The following is a 19,008-nucleotide window of genomic DNA, read 5'->3' on the forward strand; positions in this document are numbered from 1 at the left end:
CCGATGAGCATCGCCCCGTACATCAAGGAGATCGGCCGCGGCGCCGCGGGCGCGCGCTCGTTGACGCAGGCACAGGCCGAAGACCTGCTCGGCGCGGTGTTCGACGGCCGCGTGTCCGACCTCGAGATCGGGGCCTTCGTGCTGGCGATGCGCATGAAGGGCGAGACGCTGGACGAGCTGGCCGGCTTCCTGTCCGCGCTGCAGGCGCGCTGCCTGCGGATCGACAGCGACCGCCCGGTGGTGGTCATCCCGTCGTACAACGGCGCGCGCCGCCTGCCCAACCTGACACCGCTGCTGGCGATGGCGCTGGCCCAGCAGGGCGCGCGCGTGCTGGTGCACGGCCAGCCGCGCGATCCCGCCCGCGTCACCACGGTGTCGATCTTCCACGACCTCGGCCTGCAGCCCGCACATAACAGCGACGATGTGCACAGTCTGTGGGCGCGGCGCGAACCCGCATTCGTGCACACCGAGACACTGTGCGCGCCGCTGCAGCGGCTGCTCGACGTGCGCTGGGTCGTGGGCGTGCGCAACGCCGGCCACACGGTGGCCAAGATGCTGAACCCCGTCGCGGGCGCACGCTGCCTGCGGCTGGTCAGCTACACGCACCCCGAGTTCGGCGCGCTGATGTCGTCCTGGGCCCAGCGCGACCGCGTGGATGCGATGCTGCTGCGCGGCACCGAAGGCGAAGCCGTGGCCGACCCGCGGCGCCAGCCGCGCATCGACACCTGGACGAGCGGCGAACTGCGGCCGGCCTGGTGCGTGCCGGCACAGGACGGTGTCATCGCCGAGCTGCCGCTGCTGCCGCGCGAGCACGACGCCGCGACCACGGCGCTGTACATCCAGTCGGTGCTCAGCGGCGAGAAGCCGGCCCCGGCACCGCTGCTGCGCCAGGTGGAGCTGGTGCTGTCCGTGCTGGAAGGCATCGACGGCCGCAGCGCCGCGCGCACGGCGAGGGAGAAGACCGCATGAACACAGGCACCCGCACAGGCACACGCGCACCCCGGCGCACCGGCGACTGCGCACTCGTGGGCGCCGGCCCCGGCGACCCCGAACTGCTGACGCTGCAGGCGCTGCGCGTTCTGCGCCGCGCCACCGTGCTGCTGGTCGACGATCTCGTCAGCGACGCCGTGCTGGCCATCGCGCTGCGCGGCCGCCGCAAGCCCCCGCGCGTGGTGCACGTGGGCAAGCGCGGTGGCTGCCAAAGCACGCCGCAGGCCTTCATCGAACGGTTGATGGTCACCGAGGCGCAGCGCGGCGAACGGGTGGTGCGCCTGAAGGGCGGCGACCCGTTCGTCTTCGGCCGCGGCGGCGAGGAAGCGCAGGCGCTGCGCGCACACGGCATCGCCGTCGAGGTGGTGCACGGCATCACATCGGGCCTGGCCGCCGCGGGCGCACTGGGCGTGCCGTGGACGCACCGCGACCACGCGCACGGGGTGATGCTCGTCACCGGCCACGCGCGCGACGGTGGCGCGGCGCCCGACTGGGCGGTGCTGGGCGCGGCGGCGGCGCAGGGGCTGACGCTGGTGGTCTACATGGGCATGGCGCGTCTGGCCACGCTGCAGCACGGCCTGCTGCAGGCGCTGCCGGCGCACACGCCGGCGGCCGTGGTGCAGCATGTGGGCACCCCGCAGGAGCGCCAGTGCGTCACGACGCTCGCCCGCCTGGCCGACGACGTGGCGGCCGGCGGTTTCGGCAGCCCGGCCATCCTGGTGATCGGCGACGTGCTGCGCGCACGCGCAGCCTGCATCGCAGGCACCGCCGACGGCGCCGCCGCCTCGGAGCGCAGCGCCGCCTGAACACCCCGGCACGCCGACGACAATCGGCGCCATGTTGTCCTTCGACGTCGTCATCGTCGGTGCCGGCGCCGCCGGTCTCTTCTGCGCCGGCATCGCCGGCCAGCGCGGCCTGCGCGTGCTGCTGCTCGACCACGCCGAGAAGGTGGCCGAGAAGATCCGCATCTCCGGCGGCGGCCGCTGCAACTTCACCAACCGCGACGTGGGCCCCGCCAACTTCCTGTCGCAGAACCCGAACTTCTGCCGCTCCGCACTGGCGCGCTACGGCAGCGCCGAGTTCATCGGGCTGGTGCAGCGGCACGGCATCGCCTTCCACGAGAAGCATCGCGGCCAGCTGTTCTGCGACGGCTCGGCCGAACAGATCATCCGCCTGCTGCTGGACGAGTGCGACGCCGGCGGCGTGCAGCGCTGGCAGCCCTGCAGCGTGCAGGCGGTGCGACACGGCGGCGACGGTTTCGAGCTCGACACCGACCGCGGCACCGTGCGCGCGCCGCGGCTGGTGGTGGCCACGGGCGGCCTGCCGGTGCCCAAGATCGGCGCCACCGACTGGGGGCTGCGCCTGGCGCGCCAGTTCGGGCACGGCATCGTCGAGCCGCGGCCGGCGCTGGTGCCGCTGACCTTCGACCCGGCACCGTGGACGCCGTTCGCGGCGCTGGCAGGGCTGTCGCTGGAGGTGGTGATCGAGACCGGCGCCGGCAAGGAGCGCGGCCGCTTCGTCGAGGACCTGCTGTTCACGCACCGCGGCCTGAGCGGCCCGGCCGTGCTGCAGATCTCCAGCTTCTGGCGGCCGGGACAGGCGCTGCGCGTGGCGCTGGCACCGGCCGACCTGGCGGCGCAGCTGCTGGCGGCCAAGGCCACCTCGCGCCGGCACCTGGGCAACGAACTCGCCGCGCTGCTGCCGGCCCGGCTGGCCGAGACCTGGCTGCAGCTGCAGCAGCTGCCCGCCGACCGCCCGCTGGCCGAGGCCAAGGACCGGGACCTGGCGCGGCTGGCCGACAGCCTGCAGCGCTGGCAGCTCGTGCCCACGGGCACCGAAGGCTGGCGCAAGGCCGAGGTCATGGCCGGCGGCGTCGACACGCGCGAACTCGGCTCGCAGGACCTGCAAAGCCGGCGCGTGCCGGGCCTGCACTTCATCGGCGAGGTCGTCGACGTCACTGGCTGGCTCGGCGGGTACAACTTCCAGTGGGCCTGGGCCTCGGCCGCAGCCTGCGCCCGCGCCTTGGCACCTGCCCCCGTTTCGGGCTAGAATCGCGGTCTTTGCTGGCAAACCCGCGTGTCGATCTCGCGTTCATCCCAGGGCATCCCGGGGTGAGCTGATCCGGAAACAGCAGGGCAGAAGGCAACGCAGGGGCCGCTCCAGGCCGCTGCCGCGCACCACCGCCTCGCGAGACACCGAGCGCAATCTTTTTTTGGGATCCCTCCTTACATGACCACCATCCGCGTCAAAGAGAACGAGCCGTTCGACGTTGCACTGCGCCGTTTCAAGCGCACCATCGAGAAGATCGGTCTGCTGACCGAGCTGCGCGCGCGCGAGTTCTACGAGAAGCCCACGTCGGAGCGCAAGCGCAAGAAGGCCGCGGCCGTCAAGCGCCACTTCAAGCGCGTGCGCAGCATGCAGCTGCCCAAGAAGCTGTACTGAAGCCACTGCGCGTTCAGCCGCTTCGAGACGAAGGCCCGCGCGGGACGCCGCAGCGGGCCTTTTCTTTGGTCCTGCCCACTTCACCTGCCGAGAACCACCATGAGCCTGCGAGACCGCATCAACGACGACATGAAGGCCGCCATGCGCGCCAAGGACAGCGAGCGGCTGGGCACCATCCGCATGCTGCTGGCCGCCGCCAAGCAGCGCGAGGTGGACGAGCGCATCACGCTCGACGACACGCAGCTGGTGGCCATCGTCGACAAGCTCATCAAGCAGCGCAAGGACTCCATCACCGCCTTCACGCAGGGGGGCCGGCAGGACCTGGCCGACAAGGAGGCCGCCGAAGTGCGCGTGCTCGAGGCCTACCTGCCGCAGCGGCTGTCGGCCGACGAGGTGAACACGGCGGTAGCGGCGCTGGTGGCGGCACTCGGCGCCGCCGGCCCCGGCGACATGGGCCGCGTGATGGCGGCCGCGAAGGCGCAGCTCGGCGGCCAGGCCGAGATGGCGCTGGTGTCTGCCGCGGTGAAGCAAGCTCTGGCAAAGTAGCACCCATGAGCAACACCCTGCCCCTGCGCGCCGTCGCGCCCGACGTCTGCGTCGCCCCCCAGCTCACCCCCGAAGCGATGGCCGAAGCCGCACGCGCCGGCTTCAAGAGCGTGGTCAACAACCGGCCCGACTTCGAGCACGGCCCCGACCAGCCCAGCAGTGCCGACATGGAAGCCGCGGCCCGCGCCGCCGGGCTCGAGTACCGGTACCTGCCGGTCGACGGCGGCTACCAGTCGCCCGAGGAGGTCGAGGCCTTCGCGAAGCTGCTGGCCGAACTGCCGCGCCCGCTGCTGGCCTTCTGCCGCTCGGGGGCACGCTCGACGCGCCTGTACATGCTGGCCAGCGGCGGCTGAGGCGCCCCGCCCGCGCATGGCACGCCCGCACCTGCGGGTATGCCCCAAGGCCGGCGCACGCGCCATTTCAGCGGCCTTTCAGTGACAAGCGCCTACAGTCTCCGCGGTTGGCCCGGGCCTCGTCGTCCGGGTTGTCGACACACACGGAGGAGACGAGATGACGGCCTTGTTGCGGCTATCGAAATGGATCGACGGACTCAATGAGTTCGTCGGTCGCTGGGTGTCCTGGCTGATCCTGGTGGCGGTGCTGATCAGCGCCGTGAACGCGGTGGTGCGCAAGGCGTTCGACATGAGCTCGAACGCCTTCCTCGAAGTGCAGTGGTACCTGTTCGCGGCGGTGTTCCTGCTGGCGGCCGGCTACACCATGCTGCGCCAGGAGCATGTGCGCATCGACATCATCCTGGGCAAGTTCAGCAAGCGCACGCAGATCATCATCGAGTCGGTCTGCATCGTCCTGTTCCTGTTCCCGTTCACCATCGAGGTCATCAACCTCGTCTGGCCGCTGGTCATGCGGGCCTACGAGAGCGGCGAGATGTCGTCCAACGCCGGCGGCCTGATCCGCTGGCCGGTGTACGCGCTGGTGCCCGTGGGCTTTGCGCTGCTGATGCTGCAGGGCGTGTCGGAGCTGATCAAGCGCATCGGCTTCCTGATGGGCCTGGTGGACGACCCCACGAAGAAGGCCAAGGCCAAGTCCGACGAAGAAGAACTCGCCGAGTTCCTGCGCAAGCAAGCCGAAGGAGCCAAGTGATGTTCGAGTTCTTCAGCGCCAACATGGCGCCCATCATGTTCCTGGGCCTGTTCGCGTTCCTGCTGATCGGGTACTCGGTGGCCTTCTCGCTGGCCGCGTGCGGCCTGCTGTTCGGCTTCATCGGCATCGAGATGGGCCTGCTGCCCGCCACGCTGATGCAGGCCCTGCCGCTGCGCATCTTCGGCATCATGCAGAACGACACGCTGCTGGCGATCCCGTTCTTCACGTTCATGGGCCTGATCCTCGAACGTTCGGGCATGGCCGAAGACCTGCTCGACACCATCGGCCAGGTGTTCGGTCCGATCCGCGGCGGCCTGGCCTTCGCGGTGATCCTGGTGGGCGCGATGCTGGCCGCCACCACCGGTGTCGTCGCGGCCTCGGTCATCAGCATGGGCCTGATCTCGCTGCCGATCATGCTGCGCTACGGCTACGACCGGCGCATCGCCACCGGCGTCATCGCGGCCTCGGGCACGCTGGCGCAGATCATCCCGCCGTCGCTGGTGCTGATCATCATGGCCGACCAGCTCGGCCAGAGCGTGGGCGACATGTACAAGGGTGCCTTCATTCCCGGCTTCGTGCTGACCGGCCTGTACGTGGGCTACATCGCCCTGGTGGCCATCTTCAAGCCGCAGTGGGCGCCTGCCCTGCCCCCCGAGGCGCGCACCTACCGCGAAGCCAACGGCGGTTCGGGCCTCATGTCGCTGGGCGTGCTGTTCGCGGCGTCGGTGGCGCTGGCCGTGCTGTTCGCCAAGAGCCGGCCCGAAGGCACGCCGCTCGACGAGACCGTCGTCATCTCGATGTGCGTGGGTGTGGGCGCGGCCTTCGTGCTCGCGGTGCTGAACAAGGTGTTCAAGCTCGGCCTGCTGTCGAAGATCGCCGAACGCGTGACCTTCGTGCTGATCCCGCCGCTGGCCCTGATCTTCCTGGTGCTGGGCACCATCTTCCTGGGCATCGCGACCCCCACCGAAGGCGGCGCGATGGGTGCCGTGGGCGCGCTGGTGATGGCCATCGCGCGCCGCCGGCTCGACCTCAAGCTGATGCGCCAGGCGATGGACTCGACGATGAAGCTCTCGTGCTTCGTGGTCTTCATCCTGATCGGCTCGACGGTGTTCAGCTTGTCGTTCCAGGGCGTGGACGGCCCGCTGTGGGTGGAACACCTGCTGACCGCGTTGCCGGGTGGCCAGGTGGGCTTCCTCATCGTCGTCAACATCCTGATCTTCATCCTCGCGTTCTTCCTCGACTTCTTCGAGCTCAGCTTCATCGTGGTGCCGCTGCTGGGCCCGGTGGCCATCAAGCTGGGCATCGACCCGGTGTGGTTCGGCGTGCTGCTGGCGGTGAACATGCAGACCTCGTTCATGCATCCGCCGTTCGGTTTCGCGCTGTTCTACCTGCGCAGCGTGGCCCCCACCGAGGACTACAAGGACCGCATCGTCAACCGCATCATCCCGCGCGTGACGACGGGGCAGATCTACTGGGGGGCGGTGCCCTTCGTGGTGATCCAGATCATCATGGTCGGCCTGATCATCGCGTTCCCGGGCATCGTCAGCCGCGACACCGGGCCGAAGAACATCGGCAACATCGACAAGTTGCAGATGGAGGTCGACAAGATGCGCAACGAGCCCCAGCCCGAGCCGCAGTTCCCGTCTGCCGAAGGCGACAAGTCGCAGCCGGCGGAGGAAGATCCGATGGAAGCGATCCTCCGCGCCAACGAGCAGGACAAGAAGAAGGAGTAGGCGGCGATGGCCCGACGGGCCATTCCGCCCTGCAACGAGAAGGGGCCCCGCGGGGCCCCTTCTTCATGCGCTGCGCGGCCGCCGATTACAGGCGCTGCTGCTGCATGAAGTCGTCGAAGCCGGCTTCGGTGAAGCGGAACCAGAGGTTGGCGTCGCGGCGGAAGGCGGCGTAGTCCTCGTAGATCTTCTTCCACGCCGGATTGCTGGACGACAGCTCGCTGTAGATGGCCTGCGACTCCTTGAAGGCCGCGTCCATCATCTCGCGCGGGAAGCGGAACAGCTTGGTGCCGTTGGCCACCAGGCGCTTGAGCGCCGCCGGGTTGCGCACGTCGTACTTGGCCTGCATGTCCACGTGGGCATGCGAAGCGGCGGCCTCGACGATGGCCTTGTACTCGGGGCTCAGCGCGTCGTAGGCCTTGCGGTTGATGAACAGGTCGACCTGCGGGCCGCCCTCCCACCAGCCCGGGTAGGCGTAGAACGGAGCGACCTTGTAGAAGCCCAGCTTCTCGTCGTCGTACGGGCCCACCCACTCGGCCGCGTCGATCGTGCCCTTCTCCAGCGACTGGTAGATCTCGCCGCCCGGGATGTTCTGCGGCACGCCGCCCAGGCGCTCGATGATGCGCCCGGCAAAGCCGCCGATGCGGAACTTCAGGCCCTTCAGGTCGGCGAGCGTCTTCATCTCCTTGCGGAACCAGCCGCCCATCTGCGCGCCGGTGTTGCCGCAGGGGAAGCTGACGATGTTGTAGTTCGCGTAGAACTCGCGCATCAGCTTCAGGCCGTTGCCTTCGAAGGTCCAGGCGCTCATCTGGCGGCTGTTCAGGCCGAAGGGGATGGCCGCGCCGATCGCGAACGTGGGGTCCTTGCCGAAGTAGTAGTAGGGCACGGTGTGGCCGCACTCGACGGTGGCGTTCTGCACCGCGTCGACGATGCCCAGCGCCGGCACCAGCTCCCCGCCCGCGTGCACGCTGATCTGGAACTTGCCGCCGGTCATCTCGCCGACCTTCTTCGCGAAGGCGTCACCTGCGCCGTAGATGGTGTCCAGCGACTTCGGGAAGCTCGATGCCAGGCGCCAGCGGATGTTGGCCTGCGCCTGCACGATGGCCGGCGCCATGCCGGCTGCCAGCACGCCGGCGAGCCCGGCGCCTTGCACGAAGGAACGTCTTTCCATGGGGTGTCTTCTCCAGAGATCTTCAACGCGGCCCATCGAGCGACGGGCCGCGGAAATTCTAGACACCCACATGCTGCGCGGATGCAGCCAGCAGCGGCGCAGAAACGGCGAAGGCCCCACGCGGGGGCCTTCGCAGCTCAGATGCCGACGGCGCTCAGAGCTTCTGCTGCTGCATGAAGTCGTCGAAGCCGGCTTCGGTGAAGCGGAACCACAGGTTCGAGTCGCGCCGGAAGGCCGAGTAGTCGTCGTAGATCTTCTTCCAGCCCGGGTTGGTGGCCGACAGCTCGCTGTACAGCGCCATGGCTTCCTTGAACGACGCTTCCATCACTTCCTTCGGGAAGCGGAACAGCTTGGTGCCATTGCCGACCAGGCGCTTCAGGGCCGCCGGGTTGCGTGCGTCGTACTTGGCCTGCATCTCGACGTGGGCGTGCGATGCCGCGGCTTCGACGATGGCCTTGTACTCCGCCGACAGGCCGTTGAAGGCCTTGTCGTTGATGTAGAAGTCCAGCTGCGGGCCGCCTTCCCACCAGCCCGGGTAGGCGTAGAACGGAGCGACCTTGAAGAAGCCCAGCTTCTCGTCGTCGTACGGGCCCACCCACTCGGCCGCGTCGATCGTGCCCTTCTCCAGCGACTGGTAGATCTCGCCGCCCGGGATGTTCTGCGGCACACCGCCGATGCGCTCGAGCACGCGGCCGCCGAAGCCGCCGATGCGGAACTTCAGGCCCTTCATGTCGGCCAGCGACTTCACTTCCTTGCGGAACCAGCCGCCCATCTGCGCGCCGGTGTTGCCGCCCGGGAAGCTGACGATGTTGTACTTGGCGTAGAACTCGCGCATCAGCTTCAGGCCGTTGCCTTCGAAGGTCCAGGCGCTCATCTGGCGGCTGTTCAGGCCGAAGGGGATGGCGCAGCCGAGTGCGAAGGTGGGGTCCTTGCCGAAGAAGTAGTACGGCGCGGTGTGGGCCATTTCCACCGTGGCCGCCTGCACCGCGTCGACGACGCCGAACGGCGGCACCAGTTCACCGCCAGCGTGCACGCTGATCTGGAACTTGCCGCCGCTCATCTCGTTGACCTTCTTCGAGAACACCTCGGCGGCGCCGAAGATGGTGTCCAGCGACTTCGGGAAGCTCGATGCCAGGCGCCAGCGGATGTTGGCCTGCGCATGCACGACGGCCGGGGCCACGCCCGCGGCCAGCACGCCTGCCAGGCCGGCGCCGCGAACGAACGAACGACGTTCCATGGTGATGTCTCCTCAAACTGTCGGGGCAGCGCGTCGCCGACGTGGCGTGTTGGCTGCAGGCTGCCGGGTCGACAGCCGTTCCGTCAGTGTGGGCTTGCCACCTTGAAAGTCCCTGAATTTCGGGTTTGTCCTGCCCGGGTCAACCCGGTGGCGCGGTGCGCCCGGGCGCGCTCACGCGCCTGCGATCTGCATGCGCTCGATCAGCACCGAGCCGATGGACTTGCTGCCGCTGTTGTAGACGTCGGCACCGATGGCCGTGATGCCCTTGAACATCTCGGGCAGGTTGCCGGCGATGGTGATCTCGTGCACCGGGTACGCGATCTCGCCGTCCTCGACCCAGAAGCCGGCGGCCCCGCGCGAGTAGTCGCCAGTGACGTAGTTGACGCCCTGCCCCATCAGTTCGGTGACGAAAAGGCCGCGGCCGAGCTTCTTCAGCATCGCCGGCAGGTCGTCTCCCGGCCGCGTGCGACGGCTGGTCATGAACAGGTTCTGCGAGCCGCCGGCATGGCCGGTGGTCTTCATGCCCAGCTTGCGCGCCGAGTAGCTCGACAGGAAATAGCCCTGCACCACGCCGCCCTGCACCACCGTGCGCGCCCGCGTGCGCACGCCTTCGTCGTCGAAGGGCGCACTGCCCTTGCCCTTCAGGACGTGCGGGTCCTCGGTGACGTCGACGTGCTCGGGCAGCACCTGCCGGCCCAGGCTGTCCACCAGGAAGCTGGCCTTGCGGTACAGCGAGCCGCCCGAGGTGGCCTGCACGTAGGCCCCCAGCAGGCCGGCGGCCGCGGTGTTCTCGAACAGCACCGGCACCTGGCCCGTGGGCACGCGGCGCGACTGCAGCCGCGACAGCGCACGCTCGGCGGCGTAGCGGCCCACGGCCTCGGGGCTGGCCATCTCGGTGGCGTCGCGCATCGAGGTGTACCAGGCGTCGCGCTGCATCGCGCGGCCCTTCCCGGCGATCGGGCTCACGCTCAGGTAGTGGCGCGAGCTGGCATAGCCGCCGCGGAAGCCGCGGCTGTTGCCGGCCCAGAAATGCGACTGCTGTGCCGAGACGCCGGCGCCTTCGGAATTGGCGATGCGGCGGCTGACCGCGAACGCCGCGGCCTCGCAGCGCTGCGCCAGCGCGGCCGCCTCGGCCGCGTCCACCGCCCAGGGGTGGAACAGCTGCAGGTCGCGCGCCACCTCGGCCGGCGTGGCCAGGTCGTCGCCATCGGGCAGGCCGGCCACCGGGTCCTCGGCGGTGAAGCGGGCGATGTCGTAGGCCGCCTGCACCGTCTGCTGCAGCGCCGCGGGCGAGAAGTCGGAGGTGCTCGCGTTGCCGCGGCGCTGGCCCAGGTAGACGCTGACGCCGAGCGACTTGTCGCGGTTGCGCTCGACGTTCTCGAGCTCGCCCATGCGCACCGACACCGACAGGCCCACGCCTTCACTGACCTCGGCGCCGGCGTCGCTGGCCCCCAGCGCCTTGGCGCGCGCGAGCACGTCTTCGACGATCTGCTGGAACTGGTCCTGGCGGTAGGCGAAACCGATGACGTTGCTGCTGGAGGAAGACATGGGCGGGGCGCTTGCGCCTTGGAGAAGGTGGTCGCGTCTATGATACCGGCCCCCATCCAGCAGACCGGCCCATGGCAAAACGTGCGGCGCCGCACCGCGGCATCGACATCCACTACGGCGACTTCGGCGACGAAGACGACGCCTCCGAGCGGCCGAGCAAGACGCAGCTGAAGCAGAAGTCGCACGAGCTGCAGACGCTGGGCGAGCAAGTTGCGGCGTTGTCGGACGCCCGGCTGGCGCGCCTGGACATGCCCGAAGCGCTGCGCGACGCCATCGTCGAGCTGCGCAAGACGCGCTCGCACGAAGGCAAGCGCCGGCAGCTGCAGTACGTGGGCAAGCTGATGCGCAGCGCCGACGAGGACGTGCTGCGCGAGGCCGTGGCCGAGGCGGCCCTCGGCTCGGCCAAGGAGACGCTGCGCCTGCACGAGACGGAGCGCTGGCGCGACGCGCTGGTCGCCGACGACGAGGCGCTGACGCAGTGGCTGCAGCAGCACCCCGACACCGACACGCAGCAGTTGCGCAGCCTCGTGCGCGCCGCGCGCCGCGACGCCGGCCTGCCGCCCGAGAAGCGGCAGACGCGCAACTACCGCGAGCTGTTCCAGTTCATCAAGCCCTTCATCGTCGTATGAGCTCCCCTGCCCCCGCCTCGGCTCCCGCGTTCGACCCGGTGCGCATCGGCGTCGTCTCCATCAGCGACCGCGCCAGCGCCGGCGTCTACGAGGACAAGGGCATCCCGGCGTTGAAGGACTGGCTCACGCGCGCGCTGCGCAATCCCATCACCTGGGAAGAGCGGCTGATCCCCGACGAGCAGGCCGGCATCAGCGCCGCGCTGGTCGAGCTGGTGGACGTGGCCGCCTGCGACCTCGTGCTCACCACCGGCGGCACCGGCCCGGCGCCGCGCGACGTGACGCCCGAGGCCACGCTGGCCATCGCGCACAAGGTGATGCCGGGCTTCGGCGAGCAGATGCGGCAGATCAGCCTGGCCTTCGTGCCCACGGCCATCCTGTCGCGCCAGGTCGCGGTGATCCGCGGCCGCGCACTGGTCATCAACCTGCCGGGCCAGCCGAAGGCCATCGCCGAGACGCTGGAAGGCCTGCCGCGGCAGACGCCGCCGGTGCACGGCATCTTCGCGGCGGTGCCGTACTGCATCGACCTGATCGGCGGCCCGTACCTGGAGACCGACGCGGCGGTGTGCAAGGCGTTCCGGCCGAAGAGCGCACTGCGCCCGCCCGCGGCCTGAGTCACACCTGCACCCGCGTGCCCAGCTCGACGACGGCGTTGTCGGGCAGGCGGAAGAACTCGGCGATGCCGCTGGAGCCGCGGCTCATCGCGGCGAACAGCCGCGCCTGCCAGCGCGGCAGCCCCGCGCCGGCGGAAGCGGGCACGATGGTCTCCCGGCTGAGGAAGTAGGTGGTCTCGAACGCCGGGATCTGCAAGCCCTGCTGCTCGGCCAGGCGCAGGGCCTGCGGCACGTCGGGCCGGTTCATGAAGCCGAAGTGCAGCGTCACGCGCCAGAAGCCGTGGCCCAGCGGCTGCACCTGCACGCGCTCGGTCATGGGCACCCACGGCACCTCGGCGAAGACCACGGTCAGGATGACGTTGCGCTCGTGCAGCACCTGGTTGTGCTTGAGGTTGTGCAGCAGCGCCTGCGGCACCGACTCGGCGCTGGCCACGGCGTACACCGCGGTGCGCGGCACGCGGTGCAGGCTGCGCGGGTCGATGCCGTCGATGAAGGCCTGCAGCGCCAGCCCGTCGCGCTGCAGCACGGCGCGCTGTTCGGCGCGGCCGCGCTGCCAGGTCCGCATCAGCACGAACAGCGTCGCGCCCAGCGCGAGCGGGAACCAGCCGCCGTCGAAGAACTTGATGGCGCAGCCGGCCACCAGGACCAGGTCCACCGCCAGGAACAGCACGGTCGCGGTCACGGCCAGCGGCGCCGGCAGGCGCCAGCCGTCGCGCACGACGAACCATGTCAGCACGGTCGTGATCAGCATCGTCAGCGTGACGGCGATGCCGTAGGCACCGGCCAGTGCCGACGAGCTTCCGAAGCCCAGCACCGCCGCCACCACGCCCGCCAGCAGCGCCCAGTTCACGGCCGGCATGTAGATCTGTCCGGCCTCGCGCGCCGAGGTGTAGCGCACCTGCATGCGCGGCAGGACGCCGAGCTGGATGGCCTGGCGCGTCATCGAATAGGCGCCCGAGATCACGGCCTGCGAGGCGATGATCGCGGCCAGCGTGGCCAGCAGCAGCGCCGGAACGAGCGCCGCTTCGGGGAACATGCGGTAGAACGGATTGGCCAGCGCCGACGGGTCGCGCATCAGCAGCGCGCCCTGGCCCAGGTAGTTCAGCGCCAGCGATGGCAGCACGAAGCCCGTCCAGGCCAGCTGGATGGGCCGGCGGCCGAAGTGGCCCATGTCGGCATACAGCGCCTCGGCGCCGGTGAGTGCCAGCACGATGGCGCCCACCGCGGCCAGCACGTGCCAGCCGCGCCCGGCGAGGAACTCGACCGCATGCCAGGGGTTCAGGGCGGCCAGGATGGCCGGCTCCGCCAGGATCTGCCACAGGCCCGTGGCGGCCAGCGTGCCGAACCACAGCACGATGACCGGGCCGAACAGGCGCCCCACGACGCCGGTGCCGAAACGCTGCACCAGGAACAGCGCCACCAGCACCAGCAGCGCCGCGGGCACGACCCAGGCCTGCAGCGCCGGGGCGATGACGACCAGCCCCTCCATCGCGCCGAGCACCGAGATGGCGGGCGTGATGAGGCTGTCGCCGTAGAACAGCGTGGCGCCGCACACGCCGAGCAGCAGCAGCGCGCTGCGCAGCGCCGGCCGGTCGCGCACGGCGCCGGCGGCGAGCGCGGTGAGCGCGAGCGCGCCGCCTTCGCCGCGGTTGTCGGCCCGCAGCACCAGCAGCACGTACTTCAGCGTCACCACCAGCATCAGCGACCAGAAGATGGCGCTGACGGCGCCCACGAGGTGCTGTGCGTCCAGCGGCACGCCAGTCGCGGGCGCGAAGATCTCCTTGACGGTGTAGAGCGGGCTGGTGCCGATGTCGCCGTAGACGACACCGAGCGCGGCCAGTGTCATGGCCGCCAGACCGGCCCGGCGCGGTGCGGTGGAGGCGGCCGGGCCGGCGGCTGCCGAGGAGCTGCTGTGCATGCGTGGCCTGGGTGCAGTGAAGGAACACGCAGCGTGCCGGCGCCCGCATCAGGAACGCATAAGCAGCGGGACGGCGGCTGGGCACGGCGGTGTCGCCCGCCGCCCCGGCTCATTGCCCGGGCTCGACGAGCCGGTAGCCCACCCCGGGTTCGTTGAGCAGGCGGCGCGGGTCGGCGGGCTCGTCCTCGAGCTTGGCCCGCAGCTGCGCCATGTACAGGCGCAGGTAGTGTGTGTGTTCGGTGAACTCCGGCCCCCAGACGTCGGCCAGCAGCTGCCGGTGCGTGACCACCTGCCCGGCGCTGCGCACCAGGCGCGCCAGCAGCTTGAATTCAGTGGGTGTCAGGTGCACCTGCCTGCCCTGCAGCTGCACCCCGTGCGCCGCCAGGTCGATCTCGAGCCCGGCGCTCGCGTAGTGGGTCAGTGGCGGCCGCAGGTGGGTGCCGCGGTGGCGCAGTGCCACGCGCAGGCGCGCCAGCAGTTCGCCGATGCCGAAGGGCTTGACCAGGTAGTCGTCGGCCCCGGCATCCAGCAGGCGGATCTTCTGGCCTTCCGCCTGGCCTGCGGACACCACCAGCACCGGCGTGCCGCTGCTGCGCCGCAGCTCGGCCAGCAGCGCCGCGCCGTCGCCGTCGGGCAGGCCCAGGTCCAGCACCACGCAGTCGACGGCCGCCCCGCTGCGCCCGGCGTGCGCCAGCAGCGCACGGGCATCGGCCAGGCTCGCCGCCGGCAGCACGGTGTAGCCCTCGACCGCCAGCGCCTCGCGCAGCGTGGCCCGCAGTTCACGATCGTCCTCGAGCAGCAGCACGCGCAGGCTCATCGCGCCTCCTCGGGCGGCGGCGCGGGCGGCAGGGGCAGCAACAGCTCGAAACTGCTGCCGCCGTGGCCGCGGGCGCGCAGGCGCAGGCTGCCGCCGTGGGCCAGCGCGATGGCGCGGCACACGGCCAGGCCGACGCCGGTGCCGGGCGCCGCGGCCGCGGCATCCCCGCGGTCGAACAACGCGAAGATGCGCTCGCGCGCAGCCACCGGCACGCCGGGGCCGCGGTCGCGCACGGCCAGGAGCATCTGTTCGCCGACGCGGCGCGCGACGATCTCCACCGGCCCCTGCGTGTGCTTCAGTGCGTTGTCGATGAGGTTGTCCAGCAGCTGCAGCAGCAGCACCGCATCGCAGTGCAGCAGCGGCAGGCCGGGTTCGACACGGGCGCGGACGCGCCGTTCGGGGTCGCGCTGGCGCAGCCGGCGCAGCACGCCGCCCACCAGCTCCTCGGCGGACTCCCAGTCGCGCTGCAGCCCCTGCAGCGGCGGCGGCTGGCCGTCCAGCCGCACCAGCTGCAGCGTGTTGTCCGTCATGCGCGACAGGCGCTCGGCTTCGTCGGCGATGGCGCCGGCCAGCTGCAGCCGCTGCGCCGGCACCAGCCGGTCGGCCTGCGTGCGCAGCGCACTGGCGGCTCCCAGGATGGTGGCCAGCGGCGTGCGGTAGTCGTGCGAGATCGCCGCCAGCAGGGTGCTGCGCAGCGCCTGCAGCTGCGCCTGCTGCCCGGCCAGCTCGGCCTGGCGCAGCGTACTCGCGCGCTCCAGCGCCAGGCCGGCGATGTCGCACAGGGCCTGGGCGTGGGCACGCTGCCGCGCATCGGGCGCCAGCTGCGAGGTCTCGCTCAGCGGCATCCAGGCGGCGCCCCAGGCCGCGTCGCGCCCGCGCAGCGGCAGCACCCACGCGCGCAGGTGCTCGTGGCGGCCGGTGTCCGGGCCGAAGGCCTGGCGCCGGCGCAGGCACAGCCACAGACCGGCGCGCCGCTCGGCGTCGACTGGCCCGGCCAGCGTGGCCGCCGCGTCGTCGTCGCCGTGGGGCAGCGTGTCGTGCAGCAGCAGCACCGCCACGGGGCCGTCGCACAGCGGCTGCAACGCCGCCTGCAGGGCCGGCGCGGTGTCCTGCGGGCCAGCGGCGTCGCGCAGCGCCTCGCCCAGCGCGCGCAGTGCGTCGGCCTCGTCGGCGTGCCGCCGGGCCTGGCGCGCCAGCGCGCGCTGGCGCCCCACCAGCCCCGCCACCACGCAGGCCACGCCCAGCGTCGTGATCAGCAGCCAGGTGTGCTGGTGCAGGTCGACGTGCAGGCTGCCGCGCGGCGGCACGAACAGCCAGTTGAAGGCCAGCACCGACAAGGCGGCCGCTGCCAGCGCCGGCACGGTGGGCAGCCAGAGACTGGCCACCGTGGTGCCCAGCACCAGCAGCAGCGCCAGGTTGGGCAGTTCCAGCGGGCCGTCCAGCAGCAGCAGCACGGCCCAGGCCACGCCCCACACCAGCAGACCGGGCCAGATCGTTCGGGTCATGCGGCGCATGCTGCCCGTGCCGGCGTCAGGAACGCATCAGGATCGCCGTGCGTTGCCGCGTGCGGCATGCCCCGGGGCATGCCGCACGGGCGCCTACTTCACCAGCCGGCTCAGGCCCTCGGCATCGAACTGCTCGGTGGTGCAGGCGTCGTCGGGCACGCAGTCCTGGGCCGGCAGCTCGCGGGCGCGGGCCGCGAGCTTCTCGATCGCGGCCCACAGCAGCGCGATCTGGTGCTCGTGGCCGGCGGCGTTGTCGATCAGGCCCTTCATCGCCTGCGACACCGGGTCGTCCCCCTGCGTCAGGCCGTAGGCCGAGAAGCCCATCTTCGCGGCCACGGCCTCGCGTGCGGCGTCGGTCTCGGCGGCGATGATGCGCGCCGGGTTGCCCACCGCGGTGGCACCGGGCGGCACCGGCTTCAGCACCACGGCGGCCGAGCCCACGCGGGCGCCGTCGCCCACCGTGAAGCCGCCCAGCACCATGCTGTTGGCGCCGACGATGACGTTCCTGCCCAGCGTCGGGTGGCGCTTGGTGCCGCGGCCCAGCGAGGTGCCGCCCAGCGTGACGCCCTGGTAGATGGTGCAGCCGTCGCCGATCTCGGCCGTCTCGCCGATGACGACGCCCATGCCGTGGTCGATGAAGACACGGCGGCCGATGGTGGCGCCGGGGTGGATCTCGATGCCCGTGAGCATGCGCCCGATGTGCGAAGTGAAGCGCCCGGCCCAGCGCAGCCCGTGGCGCCAGAACCAGTGCGCGCGCCGGTGCAGCACCAGGGCGTGCAGCCCCGGGTAGCAGGTCAGCACTTCCCACCAGGAGCGCGCCGCGGGGTCGCGCTCGAGGATGCAGGCGATGTCTTCTCGCAGGCGGCTGAACATGGCTCTTCCTGGGGTTGGCAGGGGCGAACCAGTGTAGCCGCGCCGGTTCAACCGCGCTGGCGTCGCGGCTGCGCCGCGGCACGCGCGATGCCGCGCAGGATGTGCACCTCTTCGCTGGTCAGCGCTGCGCGGTGCAGCAGTTGCTGCAGGCGCGGCATCAGCTTCTTGGGTGCCGCCGGGTCCAGGTAGCCGATGTCCACCAGCACCTGCTGCCAGTGGTCGAGCACGCCCTGCACCGCCACCGCGTCGGCCCGCACGGGGTCGGCCGTGCGTGGCTGCACGCTGAATCCGCCCAGCGCCTGGCGCCAGTCGTAGGCGATCAGCTGCACCGCCTGGGCCAGGTTGAGCGAGCCGTAGTCGGGGTGGGTGGGGATGCTCAGGCAGCCGTGGCAGCGGTAGACGTCGTCGTTGTGCAGGCCGGTGCGCTCGGGGCCGAACACGAAGGCCACGTGCAGCGGCGCCGCCGCCAGGGTGGCGAAGTGTTGCCGCGGCTCGAAGGTGGGCGGGCCGAAGTCGCGCGGCGTCATCGCCGTGGCGCAGGCGTGCTGCACGCCGTCCAGCGCGTCGGCCAGCGTGTCGACCACCCGCGCCCGTGCCAGCACGTCGGTGGCGCCGCTGGCCATCGCCAGCGTCTCGTCGCGGGTCAGCACGTCGGCGAAGCGCGGGCGCACCAGCACCAGGTCCGTGAAACCCATCACCTTCATCGCGCGCGCGGCGGCGCCGACGTTGCCGGCGTGGCTGGTCTGCACGAGGATGAAGCGGGTCGGGTCGGTCATCGCGGCTAAAATCGGCGCTTGCGCGGTGGACGATTGTCGCCGCGTCGCTCTTTCTCCCTGCCCACCGCACCACCCGCCCCCAGCACAAGGCCCGTCCCATGTCGCAAGCGCTCCACCCCATGCTCAACATCGCCATCAAGGCGGCACGTTCGGCGGGGTCCATCATCAACCGCGCGGCGCTGGACCTGGAGGTGCTGAAGGTCGGCAGCAAGGGCCCGAACGACTTCGTCTCCGAAGTCGACCAGATGGCCGAGAACATCATCATCGAGACGCTGCTCGAGGCCTACCCCGGCCACGGCATCCTGGCCGAGGAGTCCGGCCGCACGCACGGCGCGAAGAACAGCGAGTTCGTCTGGATCATCGACCCGCTGGACGGCACCACCAACTTCATCCACGGGTTCCCGGTCTACGCCGTCAGCATCGCGCTGGCGCACCGCAACCAGGTGCACCAGGCGGTGGTCTACGACCCCACGCGCAACGACATGTTCTACGCCTCGCGCGGGCGCGGCGCATTCCTGAACGACCGCCGGCTGCGCGTGTCCAAGCGCACGCGCATCAGCGACGCGCTCATCGGCACCGGCTTCCCGTTCCGCAAGGGCGACAACTTCAAGCGCTACGTGAAGATGTTCGAAGAGGTGATGCAGAGCTGCGCCGGCCTGCGCCGCCCCGGCGCCGCGGCGCTGGACCTGTGCTACGTGGCCGCGGGCTACTACGACGGCTTCTTCGAGACCGGCCTGAACCCCTGGGACGTGGCCGCGGGCTCGCTCATCATCACCGAGGCCGGCGGGCTCATCGGCAACTTCACCGGCGAGGCCGACTACCTCTACCAGCGCGAGGTGGTGGCCGGCAACCCGAAGGTCTACGGGCAACTGGTCAGCATCCTGGCGCCCTACACGCGCGTCATCAAGGAAGAGGCCGATGCACCCGCGGCCGCGACCGCCGCCCCCGACACCGCCGCCGACGCGACGCAGGCCTTCGTGGACGGCGCACCTGCGATCGTCCAGCCGCAGGCACTGGCCGGCGCCCCGGCGAAGAAGCGCGCCGCGGTGCGCATCCGCAAGACCGGGCCGCAAGGCGAAGACGCCCCGATGTGATGCTTCGGCGGCGGCCGAAG

The 19,008-nt window shown here is 70.9% G+C and carries 19 protein-coding genes; 11 read left to right on the plus strand and 8 right to left on the minus strand.

Annotated elements, in window-relative coordinates:
• Positions 1-3 precede the first annotated feature (3 nt).
• The 8 genes from ybiB (at position 4) to ACPOLB_RS06850 (ending at position 6,812) form a co-directional block, all read left to right on the plus strand.
• Complete coding sequence (ybiB, locus tag ACPOLB_RS06815) at positions 4-969, plus strand: DNA-binding protein YbiB (RefSeq protein ID WP_425260549.1); 966 nt, start codon at positions 4-6, stop codon at positions 967-969.
• Positions 966-1,796: a uroporphyrinogen-III C-methyltransferase gene (gene cobA / locus ACPOLB_RS06820; RefSeq protein WP_425260550.1), complete on the plus strand. Its 831-nt coding sequence runs from the start codon at positions 966-968 to the stop codon at positions 1,794-1,796. The genes ybiB and cobA overlap by 4 nt, the downstream gene beginning before the upstream one ends.
• Before the next feature lie 31 nt (positions 1,797-1,827).
• The gene (locus ACPOLB_RS06825) at positions 1,828-3,039 is read left to right on the plus strand and encodes an NAD(P)/FAD-dependent oxidoreductase (protein WP_425260551.1); all 1,212 of its coding nucleotides are present in this window, start codon (positions 1,828-1,830) and stop codon (positions 3,037-3,039) included.
• Positions 3,040-3,219: 180 nt separating this feature from the next.
• Positions 3,220-3,432, plus strand: a complete 213-nt coding sequence (rpsU, locus tag ACPOLB_RS06830) for a 30S ribosomal protein S21 (protein ID WP_425260552.1) — start codon at positions 3,220-3,222, stop codon at positions 3,430-3,432.
• A 99-nt stretch (positions 3,433-3,531) separates the two neighbouring features.
• On the plus strand, positions 3,532-3,978 hold the full coding sequence (locus tag ACPOLB_RS06835; RefSeq protein WP_425260553.1) for a GatB/YqeY domain-containing protein: 447 nt from the start codon (positions 3,532-3,534) through the stop codon (positions 3,976-3,978).
• 5 nt (positions 3,979-3,983) lie between these two features.
• Positions 3,984-4,331: a TIGR01244 family sulfur transferase gene (locus ACPOLB_RS06840; RefSeq protein ID WP_425260554.1), complete on the plus strand. Its 348-nt coding sequence runs from the start codon at positions 3,984-3,986 to the stop codon at positions 4,329-4,331.
• Positions 4,332-4,488: 157 nt separating this feature from the next.
• Positions 4,489-5,079: a TRAP transporter small permease subunit gene (locus ACPOLB_RS06845; RefSeq protein WP_425260555.1), complete on the plus strand. Its 591-nt coding sequence runs from the start codon at positions 4,489-4,491 to the stop codon at positions 5,077-5,079.
• Positions 5,079-6,812 (plus strand): TRAP transporter large permease, encoded by a 1,734-nt coding sequence (locus ACPOLB_RS06850; protein ID WP_425260556.1) that lies wholly within the window; start codon positions 5,079-5,081, stop codon positions 6,810-6,812. The genes ACPOLB_RS06845 and ACPOLB_RS06850 overlap by 1 nt, the downstream gene beginning before the upstream one ends.
• Before the next feature lie 85 nt (positions 6,813-6,897).
• Here the strand turns inward: ACPOLB_RS06850 and ACPOLB_RS06855 are convergent, their stop codons facing one another.
• The 3 genes from ACPOLB_RS06855 to pmbA form a co-directional block, all read right to left on the minus strand.
• Positions 6,898-7,980: a TRAP transporter substrate-binding protein gene (locus tag ACPOLB_RS06855; RefSeq protein WP_425260557.1), complete on the minus strand. Its 1,083-nt coding sequence runs from the start codon at positions 7,978-7,980 to the stop codon at positions 6,898-6,900.
• 154 nt (positions 7,981-8,134) lie between these two features.
• A complete protein-coding gene (locus ACPOLB_RS06860; protein ID WP_425260558.1) occupies positions 8,135-9,217 on the minus strand; it encodes a TRAP transporter substrate-binding protein in 1,083 nt (360 codons plus the stop codon).
• Positions 9,218-9,388: 171 nt separating this feature from the next.
• Positions 9,389-10,765, minus strand: coding sequence for a metalloprotease PmbA (gene pmbA, locus ACPOLB_RS06865; RefSeq protein ID WP_425260559.1), 1,377 nt, complete (start codon positions 10,763-10,765; stop codon positions 9,389-9,391).
• A gap of 71 nt (positions 10,766-10,836) precedes the next feature.
• On the opposite strand from pmbA, the gene yjgA reads away from it, so the two are divergent.
• Both yjgA and mog read left to right on the plus strand, forming a co-directional pair.
• A complete protein-coding gene (yjgA, locus tag ACPOLB_RS06870; protein ID WP_425260560.1) occupies positions 10,837-11,394 on the plus strand; it encodes a ribosome biogenesis factor YjgA in 558 nt (185 codons plus the stop codon).
• Between the two features lie 38 nt (positions 11,395-11,432).
• Positions 11,433-12,005 (plus strand): molybdopterin adenylyltransferase, encoded by a 573-nt coding sequence (gene mog / locus ACPOLB_RS06875; RefSeq protein WP_425261888.1) that lies wholly within the window; start codon positions 11,433-11,435, stop codon positions 12,003-12,005.
• A 1-nt stretch (position 12,006) separates the two neighbouring features.
• On the opposite strand, the gene ACPOLB_RS06880 is transcribed toward mog, so the two are convergent.
• From ACPOLB_RS06880 to ACPOLB_RS06900, 5 genes are all read right to left on the minus strand, one after another.
• The gene (locus ACPOLB_RS06880) at positions 12,007-13,923 is read right to left on the minus strand and encodes a potassium transporter Kup (RefSeq protein ID WP_425260561.1); all 1,917 of its coding nucleotides are present in this window, start codon (positions 13,921-13,923) and stop codon (positions 12,007-12,009) included.
• A gap of 109 nt (positions 13,924-14,032) precedes the next feature.
• The gene (locus ACPOLB_RS06885; RefSeq protein ID WP_425260562.1) at positions 14,033-14,740 is read right to left on the minus strand and encodes a response regulator; all 708 of its coding nucleotides are present in this window, start codon (positions 14,738-14,740) and stop codon (positions 14,033-14,035) included.
• On the minus strand, positions 14,737-16,245 hold the full coding sequence (locus ACPOLB_RS06890; protein ID WP_425260563.1) for an ATP-binding protein: 1,509 nt from the start codon (positions 16,243-16,245) through the stop codon (positions 14,737-14,739). Before ACPOLB_RS06890 ends, ACPOLB_RS06885 begins: the two co-directional genes overlap by 4 nt.
• Positions 16,246-16,338: 93 nt before the next feature.
• Entirely contained in the window at positions 16,339-17,118 is a 780-nt protein-coding gene (gene cysE / locus ACPOLB_RS06895; protein ID WP_425260564.1) for a serine O-acetyltransferase, read from the minus strand.
• A 47-nt stretch (positions 17,119-17,165) separates the two neighbouring features.
• Entirely contained in the window at positions 17,166-17,894 is a 729-nt protein-coding gene (locus tag ACPOLB_RS06900) for an RNA methyltransferase (protein ID WP_425260565.1), read from the minus strand.
• Positions 17,895-17,992: 98 nt separating this feature from the next.
• Between ACPOLB_RS06900 and ACPOLB_RS06905 the strand changes: the two genes are divergently transcribed.
• Entirely contained in the window at positions 17,993-18,988 is a 996-nt protein-coding gene (locus ACPOLB_RS06905; protein ID WP_425260566.1) for an inositol monophosphatase family protein, read from the plus strand.
• Positions 18,989-19,008 lie beyond the last annotated feature (20 nt).

The organism is Rubrivivax soli, assembly GCF_049810355.1.
GTDB lineage: Bacteria > Pseudomonadota > Gammaproteobacteria > Burkholderiales > Burkholderiaceae_C > Rubrivivax.

What these genes read in the sequence shown, in the direction of transcription:
- ybiB (WP_425260549.1), top strand. Translation starts at nt 4, where the DNA reads ATGAGCATCGCCCCGTACATCAAGGAGATCGGCCGCGGCGCCGCGGGC.
- cobA (WP_425260550.1), top strand. Translation starts at nt 966, where the DNA reads ATGAACACAGGCACCCGCACAGGCACACGCGCACCCCGGCGCACCGGC.
- ACPOLB_RS06825 (WP_425260551.1), top strand. Translation starts at nt 1,828, where the DNA reads ATGTTGTCCTTCGACGTCGTCATCGTCGGTGCCGGCGCCGCCGGTCTC.
- rpsU (WP_425260552.1), top strand. Translation starts at nt 3,220, where the DNA reads ATGACCACCATCCGCGTCAAAGAGAACGAGCCGTTCGACGTTGCACTG.
- ACPOLB_RS06835 (WP_425260553.1), top strand. Translation starts at nt 3,532, where the DNA reads ATGAGCCTGCGAGACCGCATCAACGACGACATGAAGGCCGCCATGCGC.
- ACPOLB_RS06840 (WP_425260554.1), top strand. Translation starts at nt 3,984, where the DNA reads ATGAGCAACACCCTGCCCCTGCGCGCCGTCGCGCCCGACGTCTGCGTC.
- ACPOLB_RS06845 (WP_425260555.1), top strand. Translation starts at nt 4,489, where the DNA reads ATGACGGCCTTGTTGCGGCTATCGAAATGGATCGACGGACTCAATGAG.
- ACPOLB_RS06850 (WP_425260556.1), top strand. Translation starts at nt 5,079, where the DNA reads ATGTTCGAGTTCTTCAGCGCCAACATGGCGCCCATCATGTTCCTGGGC.
- ACPOLB_RS06855 (WP_425260557.1), bottom strand. Translation starts at nt 7,980, where the DNA reads ATGGAAAGACGTTCCTTCGTGCAAGGCGCCGGGCTCGCCGGCGTGCTG.
- ACPOLB_RS06860 (WP_425260558.1), bottom strand. Translation starts at nt 9,217, where the DNA reads ATGGAACGTCGTTCGTTCGTTCGCGGCGCCGGCCTGGCAGGCGTGCTG.
- pmbA (WP_425260559.1), bottom strand. Translation starts at nt 10,765, where the DNA reads ATGTCTTCCTCCAGCAGCAACGTCATCGGTTTCGCCTACCGCCAGGAC.
- yjgA (WP_425260560.1), top strand. Translation starts at nt 10,837, where the DNA reads ATGGCAAAACGTGCGGCGCCGCACCGCGGCATCGACATCCACTACGGC.
- ACPOLB_RS06880 (WP_425260561.1), bottom strand. Translation starts at nt 13,923, where the DNA reads ATGCACAGCAGCTCCTCGGCAGCCGCCGGCCCGGCCGCCTCCACCGCA.
- ACPOLB_RS06885 (WP_425260562.1), bottom strand. Translation starts at nt 14,740, where the DNA reads ATGAGCCTGCGCGTGCTGCTGCTCGAGGACGATCGTGAACTGCGGGCC.
- ACPOLB_RS06890 (WP_425260563.1), bottom strand. Translation starts at nt 16,245, where the DNA reads ATGACCCGAACGATCTGGCCCGGTCTGCTGGTGTGGGGCGTGGCCTGG.
- cysE (WP_425260564.1), bottom strand. Translation starts at nt 17,118, where the DNA reads ATGTTCAGCCGCCTGCGAGAAGACATCGCCTGCATCCTCGAGCGCGAC.
- ACPOLB_RS06900 (WP_425260565.1), bottom strand. Translation starts at nt 17,894, where the DNA reads ATGACCGACCCGACCCGCTTCATCCTCGTGCAGACCAGCCACGCCGGC.
- ACPOLB_RS06905 (WP_425260566.1), top strand. Translation starts at nt 17,993, where the DNA reads ATGTCGCAAGCGCTCCACCCCATGCTCAACATCGCCATCAAGGCGGCA.